The 25,265-nt window shown below is 71.6% G+C and carries 20 protein-coding genes; 8 read left to right on the forward strand and 12 right to left on the reverse strand.

The annotated features are described in order from the left end of the window. The first annotated feature begins 9 nt into the window (after positions 1-9). On the forward strand, positions 10-1,263 hold the full coding sequence (locus ACFY0U_RS03820) for an MFS transporter (protein ID WP_388629666.1): 1,254 nt from the start codon (positions 10-12) through the stop codon (positions 1,261-1,263). On the opposite strand, the gene ACFY0U_RS03825 is transcribed toward ACFY0U_RS03820, so the two are convergent. After that, positions 1,241-1,816: an RBBP9/YdeN family alpha/beta hydrolase gene (locus tag ACFY0U_RS03825; RefSeq protein WP_388629669.1), complete on the reverse strand. Its 576-nt coding sequence runs from the start codon at positions 1,814-1,816 to the stop codon at positions 1,241-1,243. The two genes, ACFY0U_RS03820 and ACFY0U_RS03825, sit on opposite strands and share 23 nt — an antisense overlap. A gap of 50 nt (positions 1,817-1,866) precedes the next feature. Between ACFY0U_RS03825 and ACFY0U_RS03830 the strand changes: the two genes are divergently transcribed. Next, entirely contained in the window at positions 1,867-2,814 is a 948-nt protein-coding gene (locus tag ACFY0U_RS03830) for a LysR family transcriptional regulator (protein WP_388629672.1), read from the forward strand. Positions 2,815-2,850: 36 nt separating this feature from the next. On the opposite strand, the gene ACFY0U_RS03835 is transcribed toward ACFY0U_RS03830, so the two are convergent. Beyond that, positions 2,851-3,483, reverse strand: a complete 633-nt coding sequence (locus ACFY0U_RS03835) for a GNAT family N-acetyltransferase (protein WP_388629675.1) — start codon at positions 3,481-3,483, stop codon at positions 2,851-2,853. Next, positions 3,467-4,720 (reverse strand): 3-phosphoshikimate 1-carboxyvinyltransferase, encoded by a 1,254-nt coding sequence (gene aroA, locus ACFY0U_RS03840; RefSeq protein ID WP_388629678.1) that lies wholly within the window; start codon positions 4,718-4,720, stop codon positions 3,467-3,469. The genes ACFY0U_RS03835 and aroA overlap by 17 nt, the downstream gene beginning before the upstream one ends. A 597-nt stretch (positions 4,721-5,317) precedes the next feature. Here aroA and ACFY0U_RS03845 point away from each other — a divergent pair. Then, positions 5,318-7,111 carry a glycoside hydrolase family 3 protein gene (locus ACFY0U_RS03845; RefSeq protein WP_388629681.1) on the forward strand — a complete coding sequence of 598 codons (1,794 nt, stop codon included), beginning with the start codon at positions 5,318-5,320 and terminating at the stop codon, positions 7,109-7,111. 122 nt (positions 7,112-7,233) lie between these two features. Further along, positions 7,234-7,869 (forward strand): hypothetical protein, encoded by a 636-nt coding sequence (locus ACFY0U_RS03850; protein WP_388629683.1) that lies wholly within the window; start codon positions 7,234-7,236, stop codon positions 7,867-7,869. Between the two features lie 25 nt (positions 7,870-7,894). Here the strand turns inward: ACFY0U_RS03850 and ACFY0U_RS03855 are convergent, their stop codons facing one another. The 3 genes from ACFY0U_RS03855 to ACFY0U_RS03865 form a co-directional block, all read right to left on the reverse strand. Further along, the gene (locus ACFY0U_RS03855; RefSeq protein ID WP_388629686.1) at positions 7,895-9,322 is read right to left on the reverse strand and encodes a S28 family serine protease; all 1,428 of its coding nucleotides are present in this window, start codon (positions 9,320-9,322) and stop codon (positions 7,895-7,897) included. Between the two features lie 121 nt (positions 9,323-9,443). Beyond that, positions 9,444-9,827, reverse strand: a complete 384-nt coding sequence (locus tag ACFY0U_RS03860) for a hypothetical protein (RefSeq protein ID WP_388629689.1) — start codon at positions 9,825-9,827, stop codon at positions 9,444-9,446. Between the two features lie 116 nt (positions 9,828-9,943). Beyond that, on the reverse strand, positions 9,944-13,657 hold the full coding sequence (locus ACFY0U_RS03865; RefSeq protein ID WP_388629692.1) for an ABC transporter ATP-binding protein: 3,714 nt from the start codon (positions 13,655-13,657) through the stop codon (positions 9,944-9,946). Positions 13,658-13,814: 157 nt separating this feature from the next. Between ACFY0U_RS03865 and ACFY0U_RS03870 the strand changes: the two genes are divergently transcribed. Next, positions 13,815-14,384, forward strand: coding sequence for a hypothetical protein (locus ACFY0U_RS03870; RefSeq protein ID WP_388629695.1), 570 nt, complete (start codon positions 13,815-13,817; stop codon positions 14,382-14,384). Between the two features lie 18 nt (positions 14,385-14,402). Here ACFY0U_RS03870 and ACFY0U_RS03875 read toward each other — a convergent pair whose 3' ends face one another. Both ACFY0U_RS03875 and ACFY0U_RS03880 read right to left on the reverse strand, forming a co-directional pair. Then, positions 14,403-15,062 carry a response regulator gene (locus ACFY0U_RS03875; RefSeq protein WP_388629698.1) on the reverse strand — a complete coding sequence of 220 codons (660 nt, stop codon included), beginning with the start codon at positions 15,060-15,062 and terminating at the stop codon, positions 14,403-14,405. Positions 15,063-15,196: 134 nt separating this feature from the next. Further along, positions 15,197-16,411, reverse strand: a complete 1,215-nt coding sequence (locus ACFY0U_RS03880) for a sensor histidine kinase (RefSeq protein WP_388629701.1) — start codon at positions 16,409-16,411, stop codon at positions 15,197-15,199. Between the two features lie 247 nt (positions 16,412-16,658). On the opposite strand from ACFY0U_RS03880, the gene ACFY0U_RS03885 reads away from it, so the two are divergent. After that, positions 16,659-17,201 carry a heme-binding protein gene (locus ACFY0U_RS03885; RefSeq protein ID WP_388629704.1) on the forward strand — a complete coding sequence of 181 codons (543 nt, stop codon included), beginning with the start codon at positions 16,659-16,661 and terminating at the stop codon, positions 17,199-17,201. On the opposite strand, the gene ACFY0U_RS03890 is transcribed toward ACFY0U_RS03885, so the two are convergent. Further along, a complete protein-coding gene (locus ACFY0U_RS03890) occupies positions 17,198-18,238 on the reverse strand; it encodes an esterase-like activity of phytase family protein (RefSeq protein ID WP_388629707.1) in 1,041 nt (346 codons plus the stop codon). The two genes, ACFY0U_RS03885 and ACFY0U_RS03890, sit on opposite strands and share 4 nt — an antisense overlap. A 48-nt stretch (positions 18,239-18,286) precedes the next feature. Continuing rightward, on the reverse strand, positions 18,287-19,126 hold the full coding sequence (locus ACFY0U_RS03895) for a serine hydrolase (RefSeq protein ID WP_388629709.1): 840 nt from the start codon (positions 19,124-19,126) through the stop codon (positions 18,287-18,289). Positions 19,127-19,269: 143 nt separating this feature from the next. Here ACFY0U_RS03895 and ACFY0U_RS03900 point away from each other — a divergent pair, with 143 nt between their 5' ends. Both ACFY0U_RS03900 and ACFY0U_RS03905 read left to right on the forward strand, forming a co-directional pair. After that, positions 19,270-21,501 (forward strand): ArnT family glycosyltransferase, encoded by a 2,232-nt coding sequence (locus ACFY0U_RS03900; protein ID WP_388629712.1) that lies wholly within the window; start codon positions 19,270-19,272, stop codon positions 21,499-21,501. A 192-nt stretch (positions 21,502-21,693) separates the two neighbouring features. Continuing rightward, the gene (locus ACFY0U_RS03905; RefSeq protein ID WP_388629715.1) at positions 21,694-22,503 is read left to right on the forward strand and encodes an endonuclease I family protein; all 810 of its coding nucleotides are present in this window, start codon (positions 21,694-21,696) and stop codon (positions 22,501-22,503) included. Positions 22,504-22,561: 58 nt separating this feature from the next. Here ACFY0U_RS03905 and ACFY0U_RS03910 read toward each other — a convergent pair whose 3' ends face one another. Continuing rightward, positions 22,562-24,250: a thiamine pyrophosphate-binding protein gene (locus ACFY0U_RS03910; RefSeq protein ID WP_388629718.1), complete on the reverse strand. Its 1,689-nt coding sequence runs from the start codon at positions 24,248-24,250 to the stop codon at positions 22,562-22,564. Beyond that, a complete protein-coding gene (speB, locus tag ACFY0U_RS03915) occupies positions 24,247-25,227 on the reverse strand; it encodes an agmatinase (RefSeq protein WP_388629720.1) in 981 nt (326 codons plus the stop codon). Before speB ends, ACFY0U_RS03910 begins: the two co-directional genes overlap by 4 nt. Positions 25,228-25,265: the final 38 nt, after the last annotated feature.

Below are 25,265 nucleotides of genomic sequence, written 5' to 3' on the forward strand. Positions count from 1 at the left end.
CCCCCTCTCATGAGCCTGTCCGACGTGCTCCTCGACGTCCGGCCCCTGCGCACCTCCCCCGTCTTCCGACGGCTGCTGTTCGGGCGCACCGTGTCCACGCTCGGCACCTTCATGACCATGGTCACCGTCATGTACCAGGTCTGGGAGATGACGCACAGCGCGTTCTGGAGCGGCGCGGTCGGTATCGCCCAGGCGGTGCCGATGGTCGCCGTCAGTCTGTTCGCGGGCGCGTGGGCCGACCGCGTCGACCGCCGCCGTATGTATCTGACCGGCACGGTCGGCTCGGCGGTGTGCTCGCTGCTGCTGACCGTGCAGGCCTTCGTCGGCCACGCGCCGGTGGCCGTGATCCTCGTCCTGGTCGCGGTCCAGACGTCCTTCGCCGCGCTGGGCGCCCCCGCCGCGGGGGTGTTCGTGCCACGGTTGCTGCCGAAGGAGCAGGTGGCCGCCGGTCTCGCCCTCCAGCAGGTCACCGGCCAGGCGATGATGCTGGTCGGGCCCGCCGTCGCCGGTGTCGTCCTCGGCTGGTGGGGCATCGGCGTCTGCTATCTGCTGGACACGCTGAGCTTCGCCCTGTCCTTCTACGGCGCCTACGGACTGCCCGCGCTGCCGCCCGAGGGCGACCGGTCCCGGCCGGGCGTCCACGGCGTCCTGGACGGTCTGCGCTTCCTGACCGGCCACCGGGCGGTGCGCGGCGCCCTGCTCACGGACCTCGCGGCCTGTCTCCTGGCGATGCCCACGTCGCTGTTCCCCCTCGTCAACCAGGAACGCTTCGGCGGCGACCCGCGCACCCTCGGCCTGTTCCTGTCCGCGCTGGCCGTGGGCGGGGTCGCCGCGACGGCCTTCTCGGGCCCGGTGACCCGGCTGGCCCGCCCCGGCCCGGTGATGCTGTGCGCGTCCGCCGGCTGGGGCGTGGCCCTCTTCCTCTTCGGCCTGGCGACCAGCGCCTGGGTGGGCCTGGGGCTGCTGGCCCTGGCCGGCGCCGCGGACGCCCTCGCCGTCCTCTCCCGTACGACCATCGTCCAGACCCTCACCCCCGACGCCCTCCTCGGCCGTGTCACCGCCGCCGAGACGATCGTCGGCCAGGCGGGCCCCCACCTGGGCAATCTGCGCGCCGGCCTGGTCGCGGGCTGGTCCTCGGGCGCGACGGCCCTGATCTCCGGCGGGCTGATGTGTCTGGCGGCGGTGACGGCGGTGGGCGTCACGACACCGGAGCTGCGCCGGACCGGCGCGACCGGTACGGCTACCGCTCCGGCCGGACCGTGAACGCGGCCCCCGGGTCCAGGCACCACTCCAGGACGGCGGGCCAGGAGCCGTAACCGGCGTCCAGGTCGAGATGGGCCGCGCCCGGGAGGAGCGTGGTGGGGATGCCGAGCGGGTCTCCGTAGAGGGCCCGGGCGCCTTCCTCGCAGTACGGGTCGTCGTCGCCGGCGACGAGGACGGTCGGACAGGGGAGGGTGAACTCCAGCGGGGGCGGGGCGAATCCGGCGACCTCGGGGTACCGCGCGAGCACGGAGGGGGAGGGCGGTCCGACGAGCAGGACGCGGTCCACGTCACCCGGCTTCACGATCCCGCGGGCGACGGCGTGCAGCCAGAGAATCACGGAGGCGCTGTGGGCGACGACGACGTCCGGGGCGTCCTCCGCGAGGTGGCGGGCGAGTTCGCCGAGCCACACCTCCAGGTCCGGGTCGTCCGGGTCGGGCAGCTGGGGATACGTGACCTGGTGACCGAGCTCGCCGAGACGGTCGGCGAGCCAGTGCTGCCAGTGGTCCTTGGGCCGGTGGTTCTGCCAGCCGTGGAGGATGAGGTAGGCGGTCATGGCATCGATGGTTTCCGACCCCGCCCCCTGGGTCCAGTTAACCTTTCTCGATGGAACAGGTAAGCGAGACCTTCACCGTCGATCTGCGCCGCCTGACCGTCCTGCGCGAACTCCAGCGCCGGGGCAGCCTGGCGAGAACGGCGGAGGCCCTGCACCTGACCCCGTCGGCGGTCTCGCAGCAGCTCTCGGCGCTGGCCCGCGAGATCGGGGCACCCCTGACGGAACGGGACGGCCGGGGCGTACGGCTCACCGGACAGGCCCGCGTTCTGCTGGCCCACGCCGACGAGATCGCCGCCCAACTGGAGCGGGCCCGGGCCGACTTGGCGGCGTACGGGAGCGGCGGCCGCGGCGCGGTGACCGTCGGCTGCTTCTCCAGCGGCATCCTGGGCCTGCTGCCGGGGGTGCTCCGGGGTCTGGCCGAACAGCTCCCCCACGTCCGCGTCGACATCGTGGAGGCGGAACCGCCGGACCTGTTCACGGCCCTGGACGCCGGCCAGGTGGACGTGGCCGTGGCCGTGGACTTCGCGGCGACCCCACCCCACACGGACCGCCGCTACAGCCGGTCCGACCTGCTGACGGACGTGATGGACATCGTGGTCCCGGCGGATCACCGGCTGGCGGGACGCGGGCAGGTCGCGCTGCGGGAGCTGGCCGGCGAGACCTGGATCACGGGGGACGCCCGCAGCTGCGTGGGCGCGATCGCCCGAGCCGTCTGCGCGACGTCCGGCTTCACCCCGGACATCCGGCACGCCGTGAACGACTGGGGCGCACTGGCGGCCCTGGTGGAGGCGGGAGCGGGCGTGGCCCTGATCCCCCGCCTGGTCCACCCCCTGTACGCGAACCGCGCGCTGACGGTCCTGACCCCGCAGGGCACCCCGCCCTCGCGCAACATCTTCGCGGCGGTCCGCACCGGCGCGGACACGGACCCGGTCCTGGAGGCGGTGCGGCGGCAACTGGTCCGGGAGGCGCGGCGATTGGCAGATGCGTCCGGGACGTAGGCGCGGCTGAGGGACGGCCGGGGACGGATCCGCCGATCAGCGAGTCCCGGGAGCGAACCTCGCCACCCGCTGCTCCAGGCGCTTGCGGCGGTCCGGCCATTCGTCGGCCGTGATCGAGAAGATCGCCGAGTCCCGTAGCGCGTTGTCCTCGCCGGGGGCCCAGGAGCGGGACCAGTTGCGCAGGACGCCCTCGAAGTGGGCGCCCACGCTCTCGATCGCCGCTCGGGAGCGGGCGTTCCTGGCATCCGTCTTCAGGTCCACCCTCTCCACGTCCCACTCCTCGAAGGCGTGGCGGAACAGGAGGAGCTTGGCCTCGGCGTTGACGCCGGTGCCCTGGGCGGAGCGGGCCAGCCAGGTGAAGCCGATCTCGATCGCGTCCAGGGTGTCGTCCGAACGCCAGCTGCGGGGCTCCCAGTAGGAGGTCGCGCCCACCGCTCGTCCCGTCGCCCTGGAGATCTGGGCGTACGGCGCCAGCCGGCCGCTCGCGGCCCGGGCGAGCTGCGCGTCGACGTAGTCCGCCACCTCGTCGGCCCTCGGCACCCAGGTGAACTCGTAGGTGCCCCGGTCCTCCTCCGCCGCCACCGCCAACTCGCTCACATGCGTGTGCGAGAGCGGCTCCAGGCGCACCAACTCACCCTCCAGCAAAGGCCCTTCAAGCGTGAACGCCATCCCCCAGCCGACCCCTCAACTCCGCGAACGCCTCATGGAAACCGGGGAAAGTCTTGCGTACGCACCCCGGGTCGTCGAACGAAATACCCGGCACGCGCAGCCCCGTGACCGCGAAGGACATCACGATGCGATGGTCGCCGTACGACGTGATCTCCGCGCCCGCGCCACCCGCACCCGGCTGGATCTCGATCCAGTCCGGCCCCGTGGCCACCTCCACCCCCAGCCGCCGCAGGTTCTGCGCACACGCCTCCAGACGGTCGCACTCCTTGACCCGGGTGTTCGCCACGTCCTCGATCCGGACCGGACCGTCCGCGAAGGGCGCGATCGCCGCCAGCGTCGGCATCGTGTCCGAGATGTCCCGCATATTGACGGTCAGACCACGCAGGCCGCCGGCCCCCCGAACCGTCGTGCCCTTCTCCCCGACCGACACCTCCGCGCCCATCCGCCGCAGTACGTCGACGAAGCCCAGATCGCCCTGGAGCGCACCGGCCCCCAGCCCCGGGACCGTCACCTCGGCACCCGGGGTCACGGCCGCCGCGGCGAAGAAGTAGCTGGCCGTGGAGGCGTCCGGCTCGATCGCGTACGTCGTCGCGCGATAGCCGCCGGACGGAACCACGAAAACATCACCGTCCCGCCCGACCTCCACCCCGAAGGCCCGCATCATCGCGATGGTGATCTCCACGTACGGCACGGAGACCAGGTCCGTCACCCGGATCCGCAGGCCCTTGCGGGTCAGCGGTCCGAGAAGCAGCAGCGCGGTCAGGTACTGCGAGGACTGCCCCGCGTCCAGCACCACCTCACCGCCCTCGACCCCGGCCGCCCGGACCGTCAGCGGGTGGTGCCCCTCGGCCTGCTCGTGCCGCAGGTCCACGCCCAGATCGCGCAGGGCCCGGGTCAGGGGCAGCAGCGGCCGCCGCCGCATCTGCTCGGAGGCGTCGAAGCGGTACGTCCCGTGCCCGGCCGCCGCCAGCGTCGGCAGGAAGCGGGCCGTCGTGGCACCGTCCCGGCAGTACACCTCCGCCTCCGCCACCGCGGGCCCCTGCGGACGCCCGTCGACCTGCCAGGCATCCGGCGTCCGCCCCACCCGATACCCGAGCCGCGCCAGCCCCTCCGCGAAACCCTCCGTGTCGTCCGACCTCAGGGGCCGCACGAGCGTGGTGACCCCGTCGGCGGCGGCCGCCAGGAAGAGGGCGCGGGCGGTGATGGACTTGGAACCGGGAACGTCGACTACGGGCATGCGCCAATGATCCGCCGACGCCCGGGTCCGATGCCGGGCCGTCCACGGGATGGACGTCTCCGATGGACAACGCCCCAGGCGGGACGCACCCGCACTCGCGCAACGGCGAGCAGTGCGCAACGCGAACCCCCACCGAGGCCGCACGGGCCGCCGCAGGCATGCGAGGCGCGCCCCACACACCCCGCTGGTGCCCGAGGGGCACCCCTTCGCCGACCGGAAGGTCAGGACCAATGGCCCAAGGTGGCGGCTCATCCGTCCCGTTGACCCCGGGCTCACCAACTTCCGGGATTCGGGGCCCAGGCGGGAACCCTCCCCCACCCCCGCTCGTCCAACCCGCAAGCTGTCGGAGAGTCACCGCGGTGCGGTGTCGGCATCGCTGCTGGCTGCGAACGCTGACTTACCCTCTCCGCCGTACCGCGGCCGGCAGCACGCCGCCATCGGCGCGCCCCCCTCCAACAGCGCCGATGGCGGCCCCTCATTCCAGGGCCCCGGCCCGTATGCGCGTTACTGTGCACTCCCTTGACTGGCAGAAACTTCCCGGATATTGGTGACTCCTCGGAAGTTTCCTTCAGCGGATCACCTCCGGAAGGAGCGCACGTGCCCTCCAGACGTACCGTCCTCGCCGCCACCGCGGGAGTCGCCGCCGGCCTCGCCGCGGGCGGGACCGCATACGCCGACGAAAAGAAGCACGACGACAAGAAGCTCCGCTCCCTCATCTCCCGTATGACGCTGGAAGAGAAGGTCGGCCAGCTCTTCGTGATGCGGGTCTACGGCCACTCCGCCACCGCCCCCGACCAGGCCGACATCGACGCCAACCGCAAGGAGATCGACGTCTCCACGGCCGCCGAGCTGATCGCCAAGTACCGCGTCGGCGGCATCATCTACTTCACCTGGGCGCACAACACCCGCGATCCGCACCAGATCGCCGACCTGTCCAACGGCATCCAGAAGGCGTCCCTCGGCCTGCCCCGCGGGCTGCCCGTCCTCATCTCCACCGACCAGGAGCACGGCATCGTCTGCCGGGTGGGCGAACCGGCCACGCTCCTCCCGGGCGCGATGGCGATCGGGGCCGGACGGTCACACAAGGACGCCCGCAGCCTCGGGCGGATCGCCGGCAAGGAACTCCGCGCCATCGGCGTCCGGCAGAACTACTCCCCCGTCGCCGACGTCAACGTCAACCCGGCCAACCCGGTCATCGGCGTCCGCTCCTTCGGTGCCGACCCGGACGCGGTGGCCGCGATGGTGGCCGCCGAGGTCGCCGGGTACCAGCGTTCGCGGCAGGTCGCCGCCACCGCCAAGCACTTCCCCGGACACGGGGACACCGCCGTCGACAGCCACTACGGCTTCCCGGTGATCACCCACACCCGCGCCCAGTGGGAGAAGCTCGACGCTCCCCCGTTCCGCGCCGCGATCGCCGCCGGCATCGACTCGATCATGACCGCGCACATCATGGTCCCGGCCCTCGACGACTCCGGCGACCCGGCCACCCTCTCCCGCCCCATCCTCAACGGCATCCTGCGCGAGGAGCTCGGCTACGACGGGGTGATCGTCACCGACTCCCTCGGCATGGAGGGCGTCCGCACGAAGTACGGCGACGACCGGGTGCCCGTGCTCGCGCTGAAGGCGGGGGTGGACCAGCTCCTCAACCCGCCGAACCTGGACGTCGCCTGGAACGCCGTCCTGAAGGCCGTACGGGACGGGGAGCTGACCGAGGCGCGGCTCGACGAGTCGATCCTGCGGGTGCTGCGGCTGAAGGCGAAGCTGCGGCTGTTCGAGGCGCCGTACGTCAGCCAGGCCGGCGTCACCCGGACCGTCGGCATCCGCGCGCACCTCGCGGAGGCCGACCGGATCGCCGAGCGGACGACGACCCTGCTGGTCAACAAGGGCGGGTTGCTGCCCCTTTCGCCGCGCAAGCTGCTCGTCGTCGGCGCCGACCCGGCTTCCCCGTCCGGTACGACGGGCCCGCCGACCGGGGTGCTCGCGGCCGCGTTCACCGAGCTCGGCTTCACGGCCACGGCCCTGTCGACGGGTACGGCACCCTCGGCGGCCACCATCGCCAAGGCGGTCGCGGCGGCGCAGGACGTGGACACGGTCGTCGTCGGGACGTACAACGTCTCGGCGACGAGCAGCCAGAAGACGCTCGTCGAGCAGCTCGTCGCGACGGGCCGGCCGGTGGTCGCGATCGCGGTGCGCAACCCGTACGACGTGGCCCAGCTGCCCTCCGTACCGGCCGTCGTGGCCTCGTACTCCTGGACCGACGTCGAACTGCGGGCCGCCGCGCGGGTCATCGCGGGGAAGGCGGCGCCGCGCGGGAGGTTGCCGGTGCCGGTGCAGAAGGCCGACGATCCGACCCAGGTGCTGTATCCGATCGGGTACGGCTTGTCGTATTAGACGTAGCGCGCGTACGCCACGCACCCGGCGTACGCCCACCAAAGGGCGCAAAGCACCCCGCACGTCTGGCGTGGGCCCGCTGCGGCGGGTCACGCTGGGCGGGGGTATCCGGGGGGATTGCGATGCGTGAGAGATGTTCCGTGGGGGTGGTGTGCGCACTGCTGGCACTGCTCGCCGCCCTGCTGACGGGATGCCAGAACTCGTCGGGCGGCACCACCACCGACGGTGACGGCCGGCTCAGCAACGAGGTCACACCCACCCGGCCCTCGGGGTACGGGGCGGTGTTCCTCTCGGTCGACGAGTGCAGCTCCTTCGGGAAGACCAGTTTCACCGAGGTCCCCTGCACCGGCGAGCGGGCGGCCGCGCGGGTCGTGGCGCGCTTCGACGGCACGGTGGGCGACGGTCCGCTGTGCCCGGGGACCACGGACTTCGTGCTGCACATCAGCGAACAGAGCCCGGCCTCCGACGAGGACGGCGACGGCGCGGTCCCGCAGGGCTACGCCTGCATGCGCAACCTGGAGCCACCGCACCCCGGCGACCCGGGCGGCGGAGGCGGCCCGCGCACCATCGTCGGCGACTGCGTCTACAGCTCCGGCGACGGCCAGGTCCGCGAGGCGGCCTGCGACGGCAAGGGCCCGAAGAAGCCCGAGTACAAGGTCACCAAGGCAGCCACGACCCGCACGAAGTGCCCGGTGTCGACGGCCCTGTACGTACAGCTCCAGGGCGAGAAACCGGTGGGCTGCGCCCGGCCGGTGTGACCGGTGGCCGGGCGCAGCGCCTGCGTCACGGCCGCAGCGTGGGCTCCCGCTCCACGTCGCGGACGTCCAGCTTCTTGTCGAACTTGGCCAGCGGCTTCGCCTGGGCGACGGCCGTGGACGAGACGCCGGCCCAGTCGAGGATGCGGGCGGTGGCGAAGGCCTTCTGGTCGGGGACGAGGCCTGCCACGTTGGCGCCGTGGTTCATGCCGGGGGCGGTGAGGACGTAGGAGTCCTTCGCGCCCTTGTCGACCCGGAAGCGCTCCGAGCCCCAGGGGTCGTTCTGGCCGTAGACGTAGAGCATGTGCCGGGCGTTGTGGCGCACCCAGGTGTCGATGTCACGCATCGCGTACGGCTGGAACTTGGTCGGGATCTCGCGCGGGACGAAGTTGCGCGGCGGCTGGTAGCCGTAGCGGATGTACTTCTTCTCGATGTGCGGGAAGTGGATGTTCGGCGCACCGAGCTGGGTGGCCGCCTGGTAGAAGTACGGCGTGTACGGCTCCAGGCCCTGGTCCGTGTAGAAGGAGAACCCGGAGATCGTGTCGATCGAGTTCCAGATCTGGTCGTCGGTCGCGGTCTTCGCGTCCGGCGGGATCAGCTCGTCCTCGGCGCAGTCGGCCGCCTGGGCGTACTGCCAGAAGCCCCAGACGTAGTCGAGGACGACCGCCTCGTAGGCCTTGTCGAGGCTGCCGACAGTGGTGAAGGTGAAGCCCTCGGCGGCGGCGTACTCCGCGTACTTCTTCTCCAGCGGCTCCCGGCGGACCAGGGCCTCGCGCTGGACCGCGTTCAGGCGGTCGCGGCACTGCTTGGTGTCGACGTTCGCGAAGAAGCGGTCGTAGGCCGAGTCCTCGTTGTTCACCACGTCGTTGGGGGCCACGTAGGCGACGACGCCGTCCATGTCCTTGGGGTAGAAGCGCTCGTAGTACGTGGCGGTCATGCCGCCCTTCGAGCCGCCCGTGGAGATCCACTTCTTGTCGTAGATCTTCTTCAGTGCCTTGAAGACGCGGTGCTGGTCGCTGGCGGCCTGCCAGATGTCCAGCTTCGTCCAGTCGGCCGGGTCGGGCCGGGACGGGGTGAAGAAGCGGTATTCCAGGGAGACCTGGTTGCCGTCCACGATCTGGGTCGGCTCGCGGCGGCTGGGCGTCGTGGAGACGTTGTAGCCGCCGGTGTAGAAGACCGTCGGGCGGGAGACGTCCTTGTGCAGCACGGTGATGCGCTGCTGGAACGTGCCCTTGGACGGGTGCCGGTGGTCGATCGGCTGCGTGAAGTTGAGGACGAAGAAGCGGTACCCGGTGTACGGCTTCTCCTCGATCAGGCTCACGCCCGGTATGGAGAGCAGTCTCTCCTTGATGTCGGTGGTGCCGGTGGCCGGCTCGGCGGCGGTGGCCGCCCCTGCCGTGCTCAACGTGCCTATGAGCACCGTGAGCGCCAGCAGCCATCTGAGCGCCTTGCGCATGCACCCTCCCCTGTGAGACAGATGTGCGAGCGGAAGCTATCGGAGCAACTCGCTTGCGCACCAGGGGAGATAGGGAAAACCCTCGGATATTGGCGGGTTCGGAGGTGGATTTGTCGGAGGTCTACAGCCGGATCCAGCCGCCGGTCGAGTACGACCCGCTGCCGACCCGCCCCTTGATCCACACCTTGCGGCCGCCGACGTACGACTTCACCGGCCCGGCACGCTTGGTGTAGATCCCCTCGTCGACGACGGCCTCGAAGCCGCGCGCCTGAAGGCTGACCATCATCGTGCGCGGGGAGCCGACCCGCTTGGGCACGGTGACGGCGCAGAGCGAGGTGCCATCGCGGTAGACCTTCACATGGCCCGTGGAGAAGGTGTACGTCCGGATCTTGCGGCCCTCGCAGTGTGTGGCCGCGACGGCCTCCGCCGGCACCGCGACGGCCAGCGTTCCCGATGCGGTCAGCACGGCCAGACCGACGGCGACCCGCCGCCGTATCGCACCCATGGCCACTCTCGTCCCTCCCGTACCCGGCGATGAGCGTACTGGTGTACGGACGCATGACGTATGTCGGATGGTTGCACGGCCGTCACGACTTCAGGCCACGCGCCACTGCCGTGGGCTCACGCCACCACGGGCGCGTCCTCCCCGACGAACGTCCGCCACAGCTCCGCGTACCGCCCGCCCCTGGCCAGCAGTTCCTCGTGCGTACCGTCCTCGGCGACCTTGCCGTGGTCCATCAGCACGACACGGTCCGCGCGGGCCGCCGTGGTCAGACGGTGAGCCACCACAAGGGTCGTACGGCGGCCCGCGAGGCGGTCCGTGGCCTGGTTGACCTGGGCCTCCGTGGCCAGGTCCAGGGCGGCTGTGGCCTCGTCGAGGAGGAGGATGTCGGGGTCGACCAGCTCGGCGCGGGCCAGGGCGATCAGCTGGCGCTGCCCTGCGGAGAGGTTGCGGCCGCGTTCGGCGACCTCATGGAGGTAGCCGCCCTCCAGCGTGGCGATCATCTCGTGGGCGCCGACCGCGCGGGCCGCCGCCTCCACCTCGGCGTCGGTGGCGTCCGGGCGCCCGTAGGCGATGGCGTCCCGCACGGTGCCCTGGAAGAGGTACGCCTCCTGCGGGACGACACCGAGGCGGTGGCGGTACGACGTGAGGTCCAGCGTCCGCAGATCCGAGCCGTCGACCGTCACCCGGCCGCCGGTCGGGTCGTAGAACCGCGCGACCAGCTTGACGAGGGTCGACTTGCCGGCGCCGGTCTCGCCGACGAAGGCGACGGTCTGTCCGGCGGGGATCCTCAACTCGATGCCCGTGAGGGCCTCTTCGGGTTCGTCGGAGGAGCCATAGGCGAACCGCACGTCCTCGAAGGCGATCTCGCCCCGCAGGGACAGGACTTCGAGGGGCTCGTCGGCCGCCTTCGTGGACGTCGGCTCCCGGAGCAGCTCCTGGATGCGGCCCAGCGAGACGGTCGCCTGCTGGTAGCCGTCGAAGACCTGCGAGAGCTGCTGGACCGGTGCGAAGAACAGGTCGATGTAGAGCAGATACGCCACCAGCGCACCGGTCGTCAGCGTCGCGTCGTCGATCCGCCCCGCGCCCGCGACCAGCACCGCCGCCGCGGCCACCGACGCCAGCAGCTGGACGAAGGGGAAGTAGATCGAGATCAGCCACTGCCCCCGGATGCGCGCCTGCCGGTAGCTGTCGCTGCGCTCCGCGAACCGCGCCCCGCCGTCCCGCTCGCGCCGGAAGGCCTGCACGATCCGCAGCCCGGACACCGACTCCTGGAGGTCGGCGTTGACCACCGACACGCGCTCACGGGCCAGTTCGTACGCCTTGACGCTCGCCTTGCGGAAGAAGTACGTGGCGACGATCAGCGGCGGCAGCGTCGCGAACACGACCAGCGCGAGCTCCACGTCGAGCACCAGCAGGGCGCCCATGATGCCGAAGAACGTGACGACCGAGACGAACGCCGTGACCAGACCGGTCTGGAGGAAGGTCGAGAGCGCGTCGACGTCGGTGGTCATCCTCGTCATGATCCGGCCGGTCAACTCGCGCTCGTAGTAGTCGAGTCCGAGCCGCTGGAGCTGCGCGAAGATCTTGAGCCGGAGGGAGTAGAGCACCCGCTCCCCCGTCCGTCCCGTCATCCGGGTCTCGCCGATCTGCGCGACCCACTGCACGCCCACGGTGAGCAGACCGAGCAGCGCCGCCACCCAGACCGCGCCGAGGGCGAGCTCGCCGACGCCCGAGTCGATGCCGTGCCGGATCAGGATCGGGAGCAGGAGGCCCATCCCGGCGTCCACGGCGACCAGTCCGAGGCTGATGAGCAGCGGGAGTCCGAAGCCGCGCAGCAGTCTGCGCAGGCCGTACGACTCCTCCGGGGTGACCGCGCGGGCCTCGTCGATGCCGGGGGTGTCCTCGGCCGGGGGCAGCGCGTCGACCTGGGCGAGGAGTTCCGGGGTGGCGGGCATGCCGTCGAGGGCGGTGTCCCGGGGGCCGCGTTCCCCCGCCCACAGCCGGGGCGTGATGCCGCGCTCGGCGTCGAACTCGGCGTCCAGCTCCTCCCGTACGGAGGTGTCCTCGCAGGGCGCGGCGGGCGGGGTGTGACCGGGTGAGACGCCGCCGAGCTCGTCGGGGTCGGTGAGCAGGCGCCGGTAGAGCGCGGACCGCTTCTGGAGCTCGTCGTGGGTGCCGATGTCGGCGAGGCGGCCGTCCTCCAGGACGGCGATGCGGTCGGCGAGGTTCAGGGTGGAGCGGCGGTGGGCGATGAGGAGAGTCGTACGGCCCTCCATGACCTGCTTCAGCGCCTCGTGGATCTCGTGCTCGACCCGGGCGTCCACGGCCGAGGTGGCGTCGTCCAGGACGAGCAGCCGCGGGTCGGTGAGGATCGCCCGCGCGAGCGCGACGCGCTGGCGCTGACCGCCGGACAGGGTGAGGCCGTGCTCGCCGACCTTGGTGTCGTAGCCCTCGGGGAGCTCGGCGATGAAACGGTCCGCCTGGGCGGCGCGCGCGGCCTGCTCGATCTGCTCCTGGGTCGCTTCGGGACGGCCGTACGCGATGTTGTTGCGGACCGTGTCCGAGAAGAGGAACGAGTCCTCGGGGACCAGCCCGATCGCGGCCCGCAGCGAGTCCAGCGTCAGCTCGCGGACGTCGTGGCCGCCGACGAGGACGGCGCCGTGGGTGACGTCGTAGAAGCGCGGCAGGAGGAGGGAGACCGTCGACTTGCCGGAGCCGGAGGAGCCGACGACGGCGAGGGTCTCGCCGGGGCGGATCTCGAAGCTGAGGCCGTCGAGGACCTTGCGGTCGTCCTCGTAGCCGAAGGACACATCGTCGAACTCGACGGTCGCGGGCGCGTCGACGGGAAGTTCCTTGCCGCCGTCCTTCATCGACGGCTCGGTGTCGATCAGCTCCAGCACCCGCTCGGTGCCCGCGCGGGCCTGCTGGGCGACCGTGAGGACCATGGCGAGCATGCGGACCGGTCCGACCAGCTGGGCGAGGTAGGTGGAGAAGGCGACGAAGGTGCCGAGCGTGATGTGTCCGCGCACGGCCAGCCAGCCGCCGAGGGCGAGCATCGCGACCTGGCCGAGGGCGGGGACGGCCTGGAGGGCCGGGGTGTAACGGGAGTTGAAGCGGATGGTGCGCAGCCGCCCGGCGAAGAGCCGTCGGCTGACTTCCCTCAGCTTCCCGGTCTCCTGCTCCTCCTGCCCGAAGCCCTTGACCACGCGCACACCGCCCACGGCCCCGTCGACCACGCCCGCGACGGCGGCGGCCTGGGCCTGGGCGTACCAGGTGGCGGGGTGCAGCTTGCTGCGGGAGCGCCGTGCGATCCAGGCGAGCGCGGGGGCCACGGCGAGCGCGACCAGGGTGAGCGGCAGGGACAGCCAGGCCATGACGATCAGGGAGACCAGGAAGAGGGCGAAGTTCCCGATGGTCATCGGGAGCATGAAGAGCAGGCCCTGGATCAGCTGGAGGTCGCTGGTGGCCCGGCCGACGACCTGCCCGGTGGACAGCTCGTCCTGGCGGCGGCCGTCGAGGCGGGTGATCGTGCCGTACATCTCGGTCCGCAGGTCGTGCTGGACGTCGAGGGCGAGGCGGCCGCCGTAGTAGCGGCGGATGTAGGTGAGGACGTAGACGACGACGGCGGAGCCGATGAGGAGGCCCGCCCAGGGGGCCATGTCGCGGCTGTGGTCGCCGATGACGTCGTCGATGATCACCTTGGTGATCAGCGGGACCAGCGCCATGACGGCCATGCCGACGAGCGAGGAGCCGAGGGCGAGGACGACGTCCTTCGGATACCGCCAGGCGTATCCGGCCAGCCGTCGTGCCCATCCCCGTTGCGCGCTCACGCGGGTGCCCTCCATCGATCTGTCTGCCGTCCTGATCTTCCGGAAGGCACCAACGCGAAAAGAACCGGATTTCATCCCTCCGCAACAAACGGCTGAGTACGACTCTGAGTAGGACAGCTCTGCCGTACGCCCCGTCCGGGCCGCTTTGATCAACGGCATGAAGTCGAAGATCGCGGTCCCCGTCCTCTCTGTCGCCTTGGTGGCCCTGTTCGCTCTGACCGCCAAGGGGTGCGAGACGGTGCAGGGCGGGCCCGTCCACAGCACCGACGAGTTCCGCGAGCACGTGCGGGCCACGACCCTGGCAGGCGAGGACGTCTTCCACACCCTGTCCCCGGCACCGTCCGGCGAGCCGTGGGCCTCCCAGGAGGGCAGCTCGTCCTGTGTGGACGACTTCGGCTTCGACGAGACGGGCGTCGCCCGGGACGAGCCGATGTTCACCTGGGACCTGGACTTCGCGAGCGACGCGGCCTACCGGGAGGCGGTGGCGTCCCTCCGGTCCGCCTGGCGCGAGGACGGCCGCACGGTCGAGGAGATCGAGAACGGCATCGCGACGACCGTCGACGACGGCATCCGGGTCACGCTCCGCCTCGGGTACTACGACGGTGAGCCGGAGCTGCGCGCGGAGGGCTCGTGCATGCGCTACCGGGACGAGTACGGCGACGAGTACGACTACATGTACGACGACAACGGGGACGGGACGGTCGACGAGTACGAGCGGCCGAACTGAACTCCGAACTCCGTGGACTCAGGACAGCAGCCGCTGCTCCTTCGCCACCGCGACCGCGCCCGAGCGGGTGTCGACGCCGAGCTTGTCGTAGATCCGGCCAAGGTGGGTCTTGACCGTGGCCTCGCTGATGAACAGGGCCTTGGCGATCTCCCGGTTGCCGAGCCCCTGCGCGAGCTGGGCGAGGATGTCCCGCTCGCGGTCGGTGAGGGTGGGGCGCGGGCTGCGCAGATTGGCCATGACCCGTCCGGCGACCGGCGCGGAGAGGGCGGTACGGCCTGCCGCCGCGGCGTGGATCGCGGCGAACAGCTCCTCGGGGCGCTCCGCCTTCAGCAGGTAGCCCGTCGCGCCGGCCTCGATGGCGCGGGTGATGTCGGCGTCGGTGTCGTACGTGGTGAGCACCAGGACGTGCGGGCCGCCGCCGGGCGCCGAGGTGAGGCGCCGGGTGGTCGTCACTCCGTCGATGCCGGGCCCGAGCTGGAGGTCCATCAGCACGACGTCCGGCCGCAGCTTCGCGGCCAGCGCCAACGCCTCCTCACCGGTACCCGCCTCGCCGATCACCTCGATGTCCGGGGCGCTGTCGAGGAGGGCGAGGAGTCCGGCGCGGACGACGGCGTGGTCGTCGCAGAGAAGGATGCGGACGGGGCGGTCGGGACGGGCGGGGGGTGTGGCGGCGGTCATGGGCGGGGCTCCAGGGGGTCCGGGGTCTCCGAGGGCTCAGGACTGGGGCGGGGGCGGGCGGTCGTCCTGGGGGTGCGTGGGGATCGGGGCCGGGTGGGGATCGGGGCCGCGTGAGGACCGGGCCCCGGTGTCGGTCATGTGCCGCTCTCCAGGGGGATCGCCGCGGTCAGGACGGTGCCCTCGTCGGGGGTGGACTCGATGGTCAGGGTGCCGCCGAGTTGGTGGACGCGGGCGCGGATCGCGGGGAGGCCGTGGCCGCGCGAGCCGGACGGGGTGGCGGGGAGGGCCGTCGGGTCGAAGCCGTGGCCGTCGTCGGCGATGTCCAGGACGGCCTGGTCGTCGAGGAGGGTGAGGGTGAGCGCGGCGGTGGCGGCGCCGGAGTGCTCCCGTACGTTGGCCAGGGCGCCCTGGGCGATCCGCAGCAGCGCGGACTGGACCCGGTCGGGCGGCGGGGAGGTACGGCCGCCGTCGTCGATGTGGACGCGGACGGTGAGCCGCTCACCGGACTCGCGGGCGGCGAGCGCGCGCAGCGCCTCGTCGAGGCTCCCGCCGCGGGCCAGGTCGGCGGGGGCGAGGTCGTGCACGAAGCGGCGGGCCTCGGTGAGGTTGTGCTCGGCGACGGACTCGGCCGTGCGGACGTGGGCGCGGGCCTTCACCGGGTCCGACTCCCAGACCCGCTCGGCGGCCTGGAGCAGCATCTGCTGGCTGGACAGTCCCTGCGCGAGGGTGTCGTGGATCTCCATGGCGAGACGCTGGCGTTCGGCGAGGGTGCCCTCGCGGCGTTCGGTGGCGGCCAGTTCCTGTCGGGTACGCACGAGGTCGTCGATCAGGGTCCGCTGGCGGGCCGCCTGCCGCTGGAGGTGCGCGAAGATCGCGGTGGCGAAGCCCGCGACGGCCGCCGGGCCCACCACCAGGTCGAGGTCGAAGCGGCGGGCGAGCTGGAGCTGGGCGACGATCACGAAGACGGTGAGCACGGCGACGAGGACGTACGCGGCGAGGGGCGGCAGCCGGCGCAGGGCCACGTAGAAGAGGGGGACGGCCACCCAGGAGAAGCTGGGGGCCAGGGCGACGAGGACGGCCCACACGGCGACGACCCCGCCGAGCCAGATGAGGCGCGGCGCCGCCCGCCGCGCACGGTCGCAGAGCGGTCCCACGACATACAGCGCCGCCAGGACCACGGCCAGCGCGATCACCCAGGGGGCGCGGGCCTCGTCCTCGTGGCGGTGGACGTAGCGGGCCATCGAGGACGCCAGCAGCACGAAGAAGGTGACGTGCATGACGGCGGCGAGCCAGCGGGCGTCCGGGTCGGCCGGGGTCGGTCCCGCGCCGTCGAGCCGTCGTGTCCGCATCGCGCCGGACCGCCTTCCCACTTCCCACCGAGCCCGTCGGAGGGCCGTGAACAGGTCGAACCCCCTCAGTGTCCCCTGCCCCGCGCGAGCAGGGGGTCAACCGATCGGATGACCCGCGCATCGGCCGTCCTGCCCGCCGTGAGCAGCCGGAACGTCGACGGGGAGCGGCCGGGTCCGGCACCACGCTGGAAGCACACCGGATGTCGGAGCACCGACGCCGCCGTAGACCTCCAGGAGTTGCTGAGCCATGAAGAAGTTCTCCCGCCGTGCCCGTGTCGCCACCGGCGGCGTCGTCCTCGCGGCCGTGGCCGCCGGCACCTTCGGCACCGTCTCGGCGAACGCGGACACCTCCGCGCAGGCCCGCCCCGCCGCCGTGAAGCCCGCGGACACCGTCACCTCCACGCACCTGTCGATCGCCGCGGCCACCGAGGCGGCCGAGGCCGTCCTGGACGCGGCGAAGAAGGAGAACCAGCGGGTGTCCGTCGCGGTCGTCGACCGCAACGGCACCACCCTGGTCACCCTCCGCGGCGACGGCGCGGGCCCGCAGTCCTACGACTCCGCGGTCCGCAAGGCCTTCACCGCGGTGTCGTGGAACGCGCCGACGTCCGAGCTGGCCAAGCGTCTGGAGACGGCGCCGAACCTGAAGGACATCCCGGGCACGCTGTTCCTGGCGGGGGCGGTTCCGGTGACCGCGAACAACGCACCGATCGCGGGGATCGGGGTCGCGGGCGCGCCCTCCGGGGACCTGGACGAGAAGTTCGCCCGGGCCGGCGCGGCGGCACTGCGCTAGGGAGTGGTCCGCACCCTCAGGTAATAGAGCCGCGTCGTCTGCACCGCGTTCTGGTTGTCGTCGCTCACCAGCAGCACCTTCCAGGCCCCCTTGCTCCGGCCCGTCACCACCATGCCCTCGATGTTGTCGAGCAGGGGGTTGGGCTGGGGCTGCTTGGCGGTGGCGCCCAGGGTGGGGCAGGTGACGATGTCGGCGAGCAGGGTCTTCTTGATCAGGCGTACGCCGGACTGGCCCGTGAGGTTCTCGACGCCGCTGGTGTCCGTGGCGTGCCGGGGGTCGGCGAGGTAGAGGCGGACCGTGTTGCCGACGCCGGAGGTGAAGCCGCGTTCCAGGACGAGGAGCCGGCCGTCGGGGAGGGCCTGGACCTCGGGGACGCCGAGGCCGGTGTCGGGCCGGTAGGCGTACTGTTCCGCGAGCTGCCAGCTCTTCGCGTGCCGCTCCCACGTCTGGAAGCGCACCGCGCCCGAGGTGTCACCGGAGAGCGCGTACTCCATCGACGCGAGCAGCGTGCGGCCGTCCCGCGTCAGGGTCAGCCCCTCGAAGGTGCCGTTGGACACGGCCCGCCCGGCGGGGGCCACCCGAAGCGCGGCGGGCACCGGGAGGCGGTCGAGTATCGCGCCGTCGCGGGAGTAGCGGCGGATGGACGGCTCGGTCTCCGAGGTGACCAGCCGGGTGCCGTCGCGGTCGATCACCAGGCCCTCGGAGTCGAGCGCCGCCCCGCTCTCGTCGGCGAGCGGGACGACGGACCGCGGGGCGAGGGTCCGCGCGTCGAGGCCGAACAGCGCCGACCGGTCGGAGAGCGCGGCGAGCGAACCGTCCCGGTCCACCGCGAGCGCGGAGAAGTTGCCGACGAAGGTGCCCTGGTACGTCGTCTTGTCGAGCGCGTCGGAGAAGCGGTCGAGGGAGACGGACGGCGAACAGGCGTTGTCCGAGCGGGCGTTGCCCGGCTGGGCGGCACCGGCAGGCCCGGCGGCGGACAGACAGGTGGCCGCCGCCAGGCCGGCGGTGAGGGTCGCGAGTACGGTTCTCATGCGCATGCGCGTCACCGTAGGGCCGGTGGGTGACGCGCGGGAGTCCGGAAGGCGTCAGGACGCGGCGAGGTCCCTGTGGATGACCTTCGCGACACCCTGGATGGTCGTGATGCCGTAGTTCATGGTGCTGTTGCCGTGCGTGAGCACCGTCATCACGTAGTCGTGACCGCCGCCCTTGAAGGTGCCGACGCTGTGCACCCGCCAGCCGTGCGTGGAGCGTTGCAGCCAGCCGTTCTTGACGTGCACGAGGACGTCGGAGGGAGCCCCGTACGGGGTGCCCCAGCGCTGCGAGGAGATCACGTCGCCCATCAGCTTGCGGACGTACCAGCGCGAGTCGTCGGTGAGGACCGCGTTCTTGGCCGTGAGCAGCTTCATCAGCTTCTGCTCGTCGGTGACGGTGATCTGGGTCAGACCCCAGTAGCCGTTGGCGCCGGGCTTGGTCTGGGTCATGCCCGCCTTGCCGAGGAAACCCTTGATCTTGGTCACGCCGAGCTGCTTCCACAGGGTGGACGTGGCGGTGTTGTCCGACTTGGTGATCATGGCCGTGGCGAGGGACTTCTCCCGGCTGGTGAGGGCCCGGCCGGTCTTCTGCGCGTCCCACAGCAGGGTGGCGAGGACGGTGACCTTGACGACGCTCGCGGAGTCGTAGGCCGTCGAGGAGCGGAGCGTGCAGGTGGTCTTCGTGGTGCGGTCGTACAGGCCCACCGCGATGGTGCCCTTGCGGTTGGCGAGCGCCGACGTGATGTCCTTCTTCAGCTTGGTGGCGAGGCCGGCCGTGCCGGACGTACAGCTGACGGTCGGCGTGGCCGCCGCGGCGGGCGTGGCGGCGGCGACGCAGGCGAGGAGCGCGCCCCCCGCCACCCATCTCGCGCGTCTGGATATCCCCTGAGTCATGCCCTCTTGACTCACGAGTTCGAGGGAATGGTTGTACGAGTTGGGGAACGGATGTACCAGTCGTTACTTCCCCTTGGCGAATTCACAGGAGAGCGCCAGGTACGGCACAGCGCGCACCCACCCGGGGCCTGGACCATGCCCGGGTGACATCTGCCACCGATCCACACCCCCAGACCGACACCGCCGCGTCCACCGACCGGCCACCGCCGGCCCCGCCCGTAGCGACCCCGGACAAGGCGCCCCGCTGGTCGCTCCCCGCGCTGCTCGCGATCCTGGTCCTGGCGGCGGCCCTGTACTCCTGGAACCTGTCCGGAGCCGGCCTCAACAGCTTCTACAGCGCGGCCGTGCTGAGCGGTACGCAGAGCTGGAAGGCGTGGTTCTTCGGCTCCCTGGACGCGGGCAACTTCCTCACCGTCGACAAGCCGCCGTTCGCGCTGATGGTCATGGGCCTGTCGTGCCGGGTCCTCGGCTTCGGCACCTGGCAGATGATGCTGCCGATGATCCTGACCGCCCTCGGGACGATCTGGATCGTGCACACGTCCGTGAAGCGCGTGTGGGGCCATGTCGCGGCGACGGTCGCCGCGCTGGTCCTCGCCCTCACCCCGATCACGGTCGCCATCAACCGGGACAACAACCCCGACACGCTGCTGGTGTTCCTGATGGCGGCGGGAGCGGCCCTCGCGCTGCGTGCCACGCGTGACGGCAGGCTGCTGCCGCTGCTCGGCTCGGCGGCCTGCTTCGGCCTCGCCTTCAACACCAAGATGCTCCAGGGCTACATCCCGCTGCCGATCGTCTTCGCGGTCTACCTGTACGCCGCCAGGCCGAAGCTGGTGAAGCGGATCGTCAACCTGCTGCTCGCGGGCGTGGTCCTGGCGATCTCCAGCTTCTGGTGGGCGGCCGCGGTCTCCCTGGTCCCGGCCGACTCCCGCCCCTACATCGGCGGCTCGACGGACGGCACCGCCTGGAACCTGATCATGGGCTACAACGGCCTGGGCCGGATCCTCGGCGGCGAGGGCAACGGCGGAGGCGGTGGCGGCGGAGGCGGCGGCTTCTCCGGTACGGCGGGCATCGGCCGGCTCTTCAACGACATCCTCGGCGGCCAGATCTCCTGGCTGCTCCCCTTCGCGGCGATCGCCCTGATCGGCGGCCTGGTCCTGTGCGGCCGCGCCCCGCGCACCGACATGACCCGGGCCGCGCTGGTGATGTGGGGCGGCTGGACCGCCCTGCACTACCTGACCTTCGCCATGGCCGAGGGCACCATGCATCCGTATTACACGACCGCGCTCGCCCCGGGCATCGCGGCCCTGTGCGGAGGCGGCGGTGTGATGCTGCTGCGCGCCTTCCGCGCCGACAAGCGCTGGGCCTGGGTGCTGCCGCTCGGCCTCGCGGTCACGGCGATCTGGGCGGCGGTGCTGCTGCGCCGCGCCTCCGGCTGGAACACCTGGCTGTGGCCGGCGATCCTCGTCGTCATGGCGCTGGCGATCGTGGGCCTGCTGGTCTTCCGGTCCGGCGGCGACGGCACGAGGGCACGTCTGCTGGCGGCCTCCCTCGCCGCGGCGGTCGTCGCCTCGGTGGCCGGTCCGGCGGCGTACGCCTGGTCGGTGCCGTCCGGTTCGGGCGGCGGCATGGGCGGTACGAACCCGACGGCCGGGCCCGCCACGGGCAGCGGCGGCTTCGGCGGGGGCGGTGGCGGCCGGGGCGGGATGCCCGGTGGCGGCACCGGCGGTGGTCCTGGCGGCACCCGGGAGGGCGGCCAGGCCGGCGGTCAGGCCGAGGGCGGCTTCCCGGGCGCCGGCCAGAACGGCGAGGCGCCCGGCGGGGGTACGCCCCCCGACGGCACCGGCGAGAACGGCACTTCGGGCGACACCCGGAACACCCAGAACAGCGAGGGCGGCCCCGGCGGCATGGGCGGCGGCGGTGGGGGCGTGGGCGGCGGCGGTGCGAGCAGCGAGCTCATCTCGTACCTGAAGAAGCACCAGGACGGCGCCACCTGGCTGCTCGCCGTGTCCAGTTCGCAGAGCGCCGCGCAGCTCATCATGAGCAGCGGTGAGCCGGTCATCTCGATGTGGGGCTGGTCCGGCTCCGACCAGGCGATGACCCTGGCCAAGCTGAAGGAGCTGGTGAAGGCGGGCAAGCTGCACTACATCCAGCTCGGCAGCGGCGGCATGGGCGGCGGCCCCGGCGGGGGTTCCAGCCTCGGCACCGAGGTCACCGAGTGGGTGCAGAAGAACGGCGCGGCGGTGAAGGAGAGCGAATACAGCTCGAATTCGACGTCGAGCACGTCCGGTTCGTCCAGCTCTTCGGATTCGCCCGACTCGTCGAACACATCGAACACGTCCACGGTCTACCGTCTCGACCCGTCTGACGTCGACTGACGCTTCGCCCTCACAACGCCCCCTGACCGAAAGGCCGGGGGGCGTTTTGGTATGTCAACTCGCGTAGATGCGGGGCGATATGCCGTTTCCGGTCACGTGATCGACATCTACCGGCCATTTACAGGAACGCATGTCCATGTCACGCTCCCGATTGCCCGCTCCATTCAACACGCGTAGAACGGACACCCCCCGATGCCCGTGACTCCCATACGCACGCGCCGCGCGAAATCCCTGGCGCTCGCGATCTCGGCCGTACTCGTCGGCCTCACCGCTCCCACCCTGGCCGCGACCCCTGCGGCGGCCACCACCACGGCATACGACTCGACGTACTACAAGAACGCGATCGGCAAGACCGGTACGAGCCTGAAGTCCTCGCTGCACACGATCATCAGCAGCCAGTCGAAGATCTCGTACTCCGCGGTCTGGGACGCGCTCAAGGTCACCGACCAGGACCCGAACAACACCAGCAACGTGCTCCTGCTCTACAGCGGCGTCTCGCGCAGCAAGTCCCTCAACGGCGGCGCCGTCGGCAACTGGAACCGTGAGCACACCTGGGCCAAGTCGCACGGGGACTTCGGCGAGGCGATCGGCCCGGGCACCGACCTGCACCACCTGCGCGCCTGCGACGTCCAGGTCAACAGCATCCGCGGCAACCTGGACTTCGACAACGGCGGCAGCTCCGTCGCCAACGGCGGTGGCAGCACCGTCGACTCCGACTCCTTCGCGCCGCGCGCCGCGGACCGGGGCGACGTGGCCCGCATCATCCTCTACATGGCCGTCCGCTACGAGGGCGACGACGGCTGGCCCGACCTGGAGCCCAACGAGAGTGTCGGCAACGGCAGCAACCCGTACATGGGCAAGCTCGCCGTTCTGAAGGCCTGGAACGAGGCGGACCCGCCGAGCGCCTTCGAGGAGCGGCGCAACCAGGTCATCTACGACACCTACCAGCACAACCGCAACCCGTTCATCGACCACCCGGAGTGGGTCGAGGCGATCTGGTAGCAGCGCGGTCGCCCAGCCGACGGCCCGTACCGCAGGGGCCCCACACCCGCGGTACGGGTCAGCTCTCCAGGTGCGTCGCCGCGAACATCCGCAGCACCGCCGGGAGCACGACCACCGACGGCCCCGGCTCCCCCAGCGCCTTCGCCAGGTCCGCCTCCAGCGTCTCCGGCGTGGTCCGCACCCCCGGCACCCCGAACGACTCGGCCAGCGCCACATAGTCCGGCCGCGTCAGCTCGGTCGCCGTCGCCTCGCCGAACGCGTCGGTCATGTACTCGCGCAGGATGCCGTAACCGCCGTCGTCGACGATCAGCCAGGTGACGTTGAGGTCGTACTGCCGTGCCGTCGCCAGCTCGGCGATCGAGTACAGCGCCCCGCCGTCGCCGGACACCGCCAGCACCGGCCGCGTCGGATCCGCCACCGCTCCGCCAAGAGCCGCCGGGAAGCCGTAGCCGAGGCCGCCGGCGCCCTGGGCGGAGTGCATGTGGTTGGGGCCCTTGGCGTCGAAGGCCGACCAGGCCCAGTACGCGAGGATCGTCATGTCCCAGAAGGACGGGGAGTCGGCGGGCAGCGCCTTGCGGACGGACGCCAACACGTCCTGTTCCAGAGTGAGTTCCTGGGAGGCGATACGGTCCGAAACGCGGGCCAGCAGCTCACGGACGCGTTCCGGAGCCCCTTCGTCGGTCCGTTCGCCCACCGTCTCCAGCAGCGCCTGCAACGCCAGTCGCGCATCCGCGTGGATGCCCAGCGCCGGGTGATTGGACTCCAGCTTGCCGAGGTCCGCCTCGATCTGGATGACCCGGCCGCGCGGCTTGAACGTGTGGTAGTTCGAGGAGAGTTCACCGAGCCCGGAGCCGACGACCAGCAGGACGTCGGCGTCCTCCAGGAAGTCGGTCGTGTGCCGGTCCTCGATCCAGGACTGGAGCGACAGCGGATGCTCCCAGGGGAAGGCGCCCTTGCCGCCGGGCGTGGTGACCACGGGGGCCCGCAACACCTCGGCCAGCTGCTTCAGCTTGCCGGACGCGTCCGCTCGTACGACTCCTCCGCCCGCGATGATCGCCGGACGGGCCGCCTTCGACAGCAAGTCGGCTGCCACCGCCGTCAGTTCGGGGCGCGGGGGCAACTCCTCCGGGAACGCGTCGCCGCCCGTCACCACCGGGATCGACGTCTCGGCGAGCAGCACGTCCTGCGGGATCTCCACCCACACCGGCCCGTGCGGGGCGGTCAGCGCCGACTTCCAGGCCGCCTCGATCGCGGAGGGGATCTGGGACTGGGTGCGCACGGTGTGGACCGACTTCACCACGCCCCTGAACGAGGCCGCCTGGTCCGGGAGTTCATGGAGATAGCCGTGCCTGCCGCCGCCCAGCCCCGCCGTCGGGATCTGGCTGCTGATCGCCAGCACGGGCGCGGAGGCGGCCGCCGCCTCCTGGAGCGCGGCCAGGGACGTCAGCGCTCCCGGCCCCGTCGACAGCAGCAGCGGTGCCGCCTCGCCGGTGATCCGGCCGTACGCGTCCGCGGCGAACCCGGCGTTGTTCTCCACCCGCAGACCGATGTACCTGAGATTGGAGCGCCGCAGCGCGTCGAACATGCCGAGCGCGTGCTGGCCGGGCAGGCCGAAGACGGTCGTGGTGCCGAGGGCGGCGAGCGTCTCCACGACCAGGTCTCCGCCGTTGCGGCCGGGAGGAGGGTTGAGAGCAGCGGAAGTCTGCGCCTCCGTCGGGCGGAGCACCAGGTCGTGGTCGTGAGTCACTTCGCTTCCGAGTCCTTCCGGGCCGCCGCGATCTGCCGGGACATGATCGTGGTCAGTTCGTACGCCGTGTGGGACGCGGCCACCGACGTGATCTCCGCGTGATCGTACGCGGGGGCCACCTCGACGACGTCGGCCGAGACCAGGTTGCAGGACGCGAGCCCGCGCAGGACCTCCAGGAGCTCACGGGAGGTCATGCCGCCGGCCTCGGGCGTGCCGGTGCCGGGCGCGTGGGCCGGGTCCAGGCAGTCGATGTCGATGGAGATGTAGAGGGGACGGTCACCGATGCGCTGCCGCAGCTGGTCGGCGACCTCGTCGGCACCGCGCCGGTAGACGTCCGACGACGTCACGATGCCGAAGCCGAGCTTCTCGTCGTCGGTGAGGTCCTGCTTGCCGTACAGCGGACCGCGCGTACCGACGTGGGAGAGCGCCTCGGTGTCGAGGATGCCCTCCTCCACCGCCCGGCGGAAGGGGGTGCCGTGCGTGTACTCGGCGCCGAAGTAGGTGTCCCAGGTGTCGAGGTGCGCGTCGAAGTGCAGCAGCGCCACCGGACCGTGCTTCTTGGCGACCGAGCGCAGCAGCGGCAGCGCGATGGTGTGGTCGCCGCCGAGGGTCATGAGGCGCGCGCCGGTGCCGAGCAGGTCGTCGGCGGCGGCCTCGATCGTCTCGACGGCCTCGTGGATGTTGAACGGGTTCACCGCGATGTCGCCGCCGTCGGCCACCTGCGCCAGCGCGAAGGGGGACGCGTCCTGCGCCGGGTTGTAGGGGCGCAGCAGCCGGGACGCCTCGCGGATCGCGTTGCCGCCGAAGCGGGCGCCCGGCCGGTAGGAGACGCCCGAGTCGAACGGCACGCCCACGACGGCGACATCGGCGCGGCCGACCTCGTCGAGGCGGGGCAGCCGGGCGAAGGTCGCGGGTCCGGCGTACCGCGGGACGCGGGAGGAGTCGACGGGGCCGCGGGGCGTCTCGTTGCTGCTCATGGGGGCACTGCCTTCTTTCCTACGCTTCATCGCGTATG

Source organism: Streptomyces sp. NPDC001536, from assembly GCF_042894505.1.
Classification (GTDB): domain Bacteria; phylum Actinomycetota; class Actinomycetes; order Streptomycetales; family Streptomycetaceae; genus Streptomyces.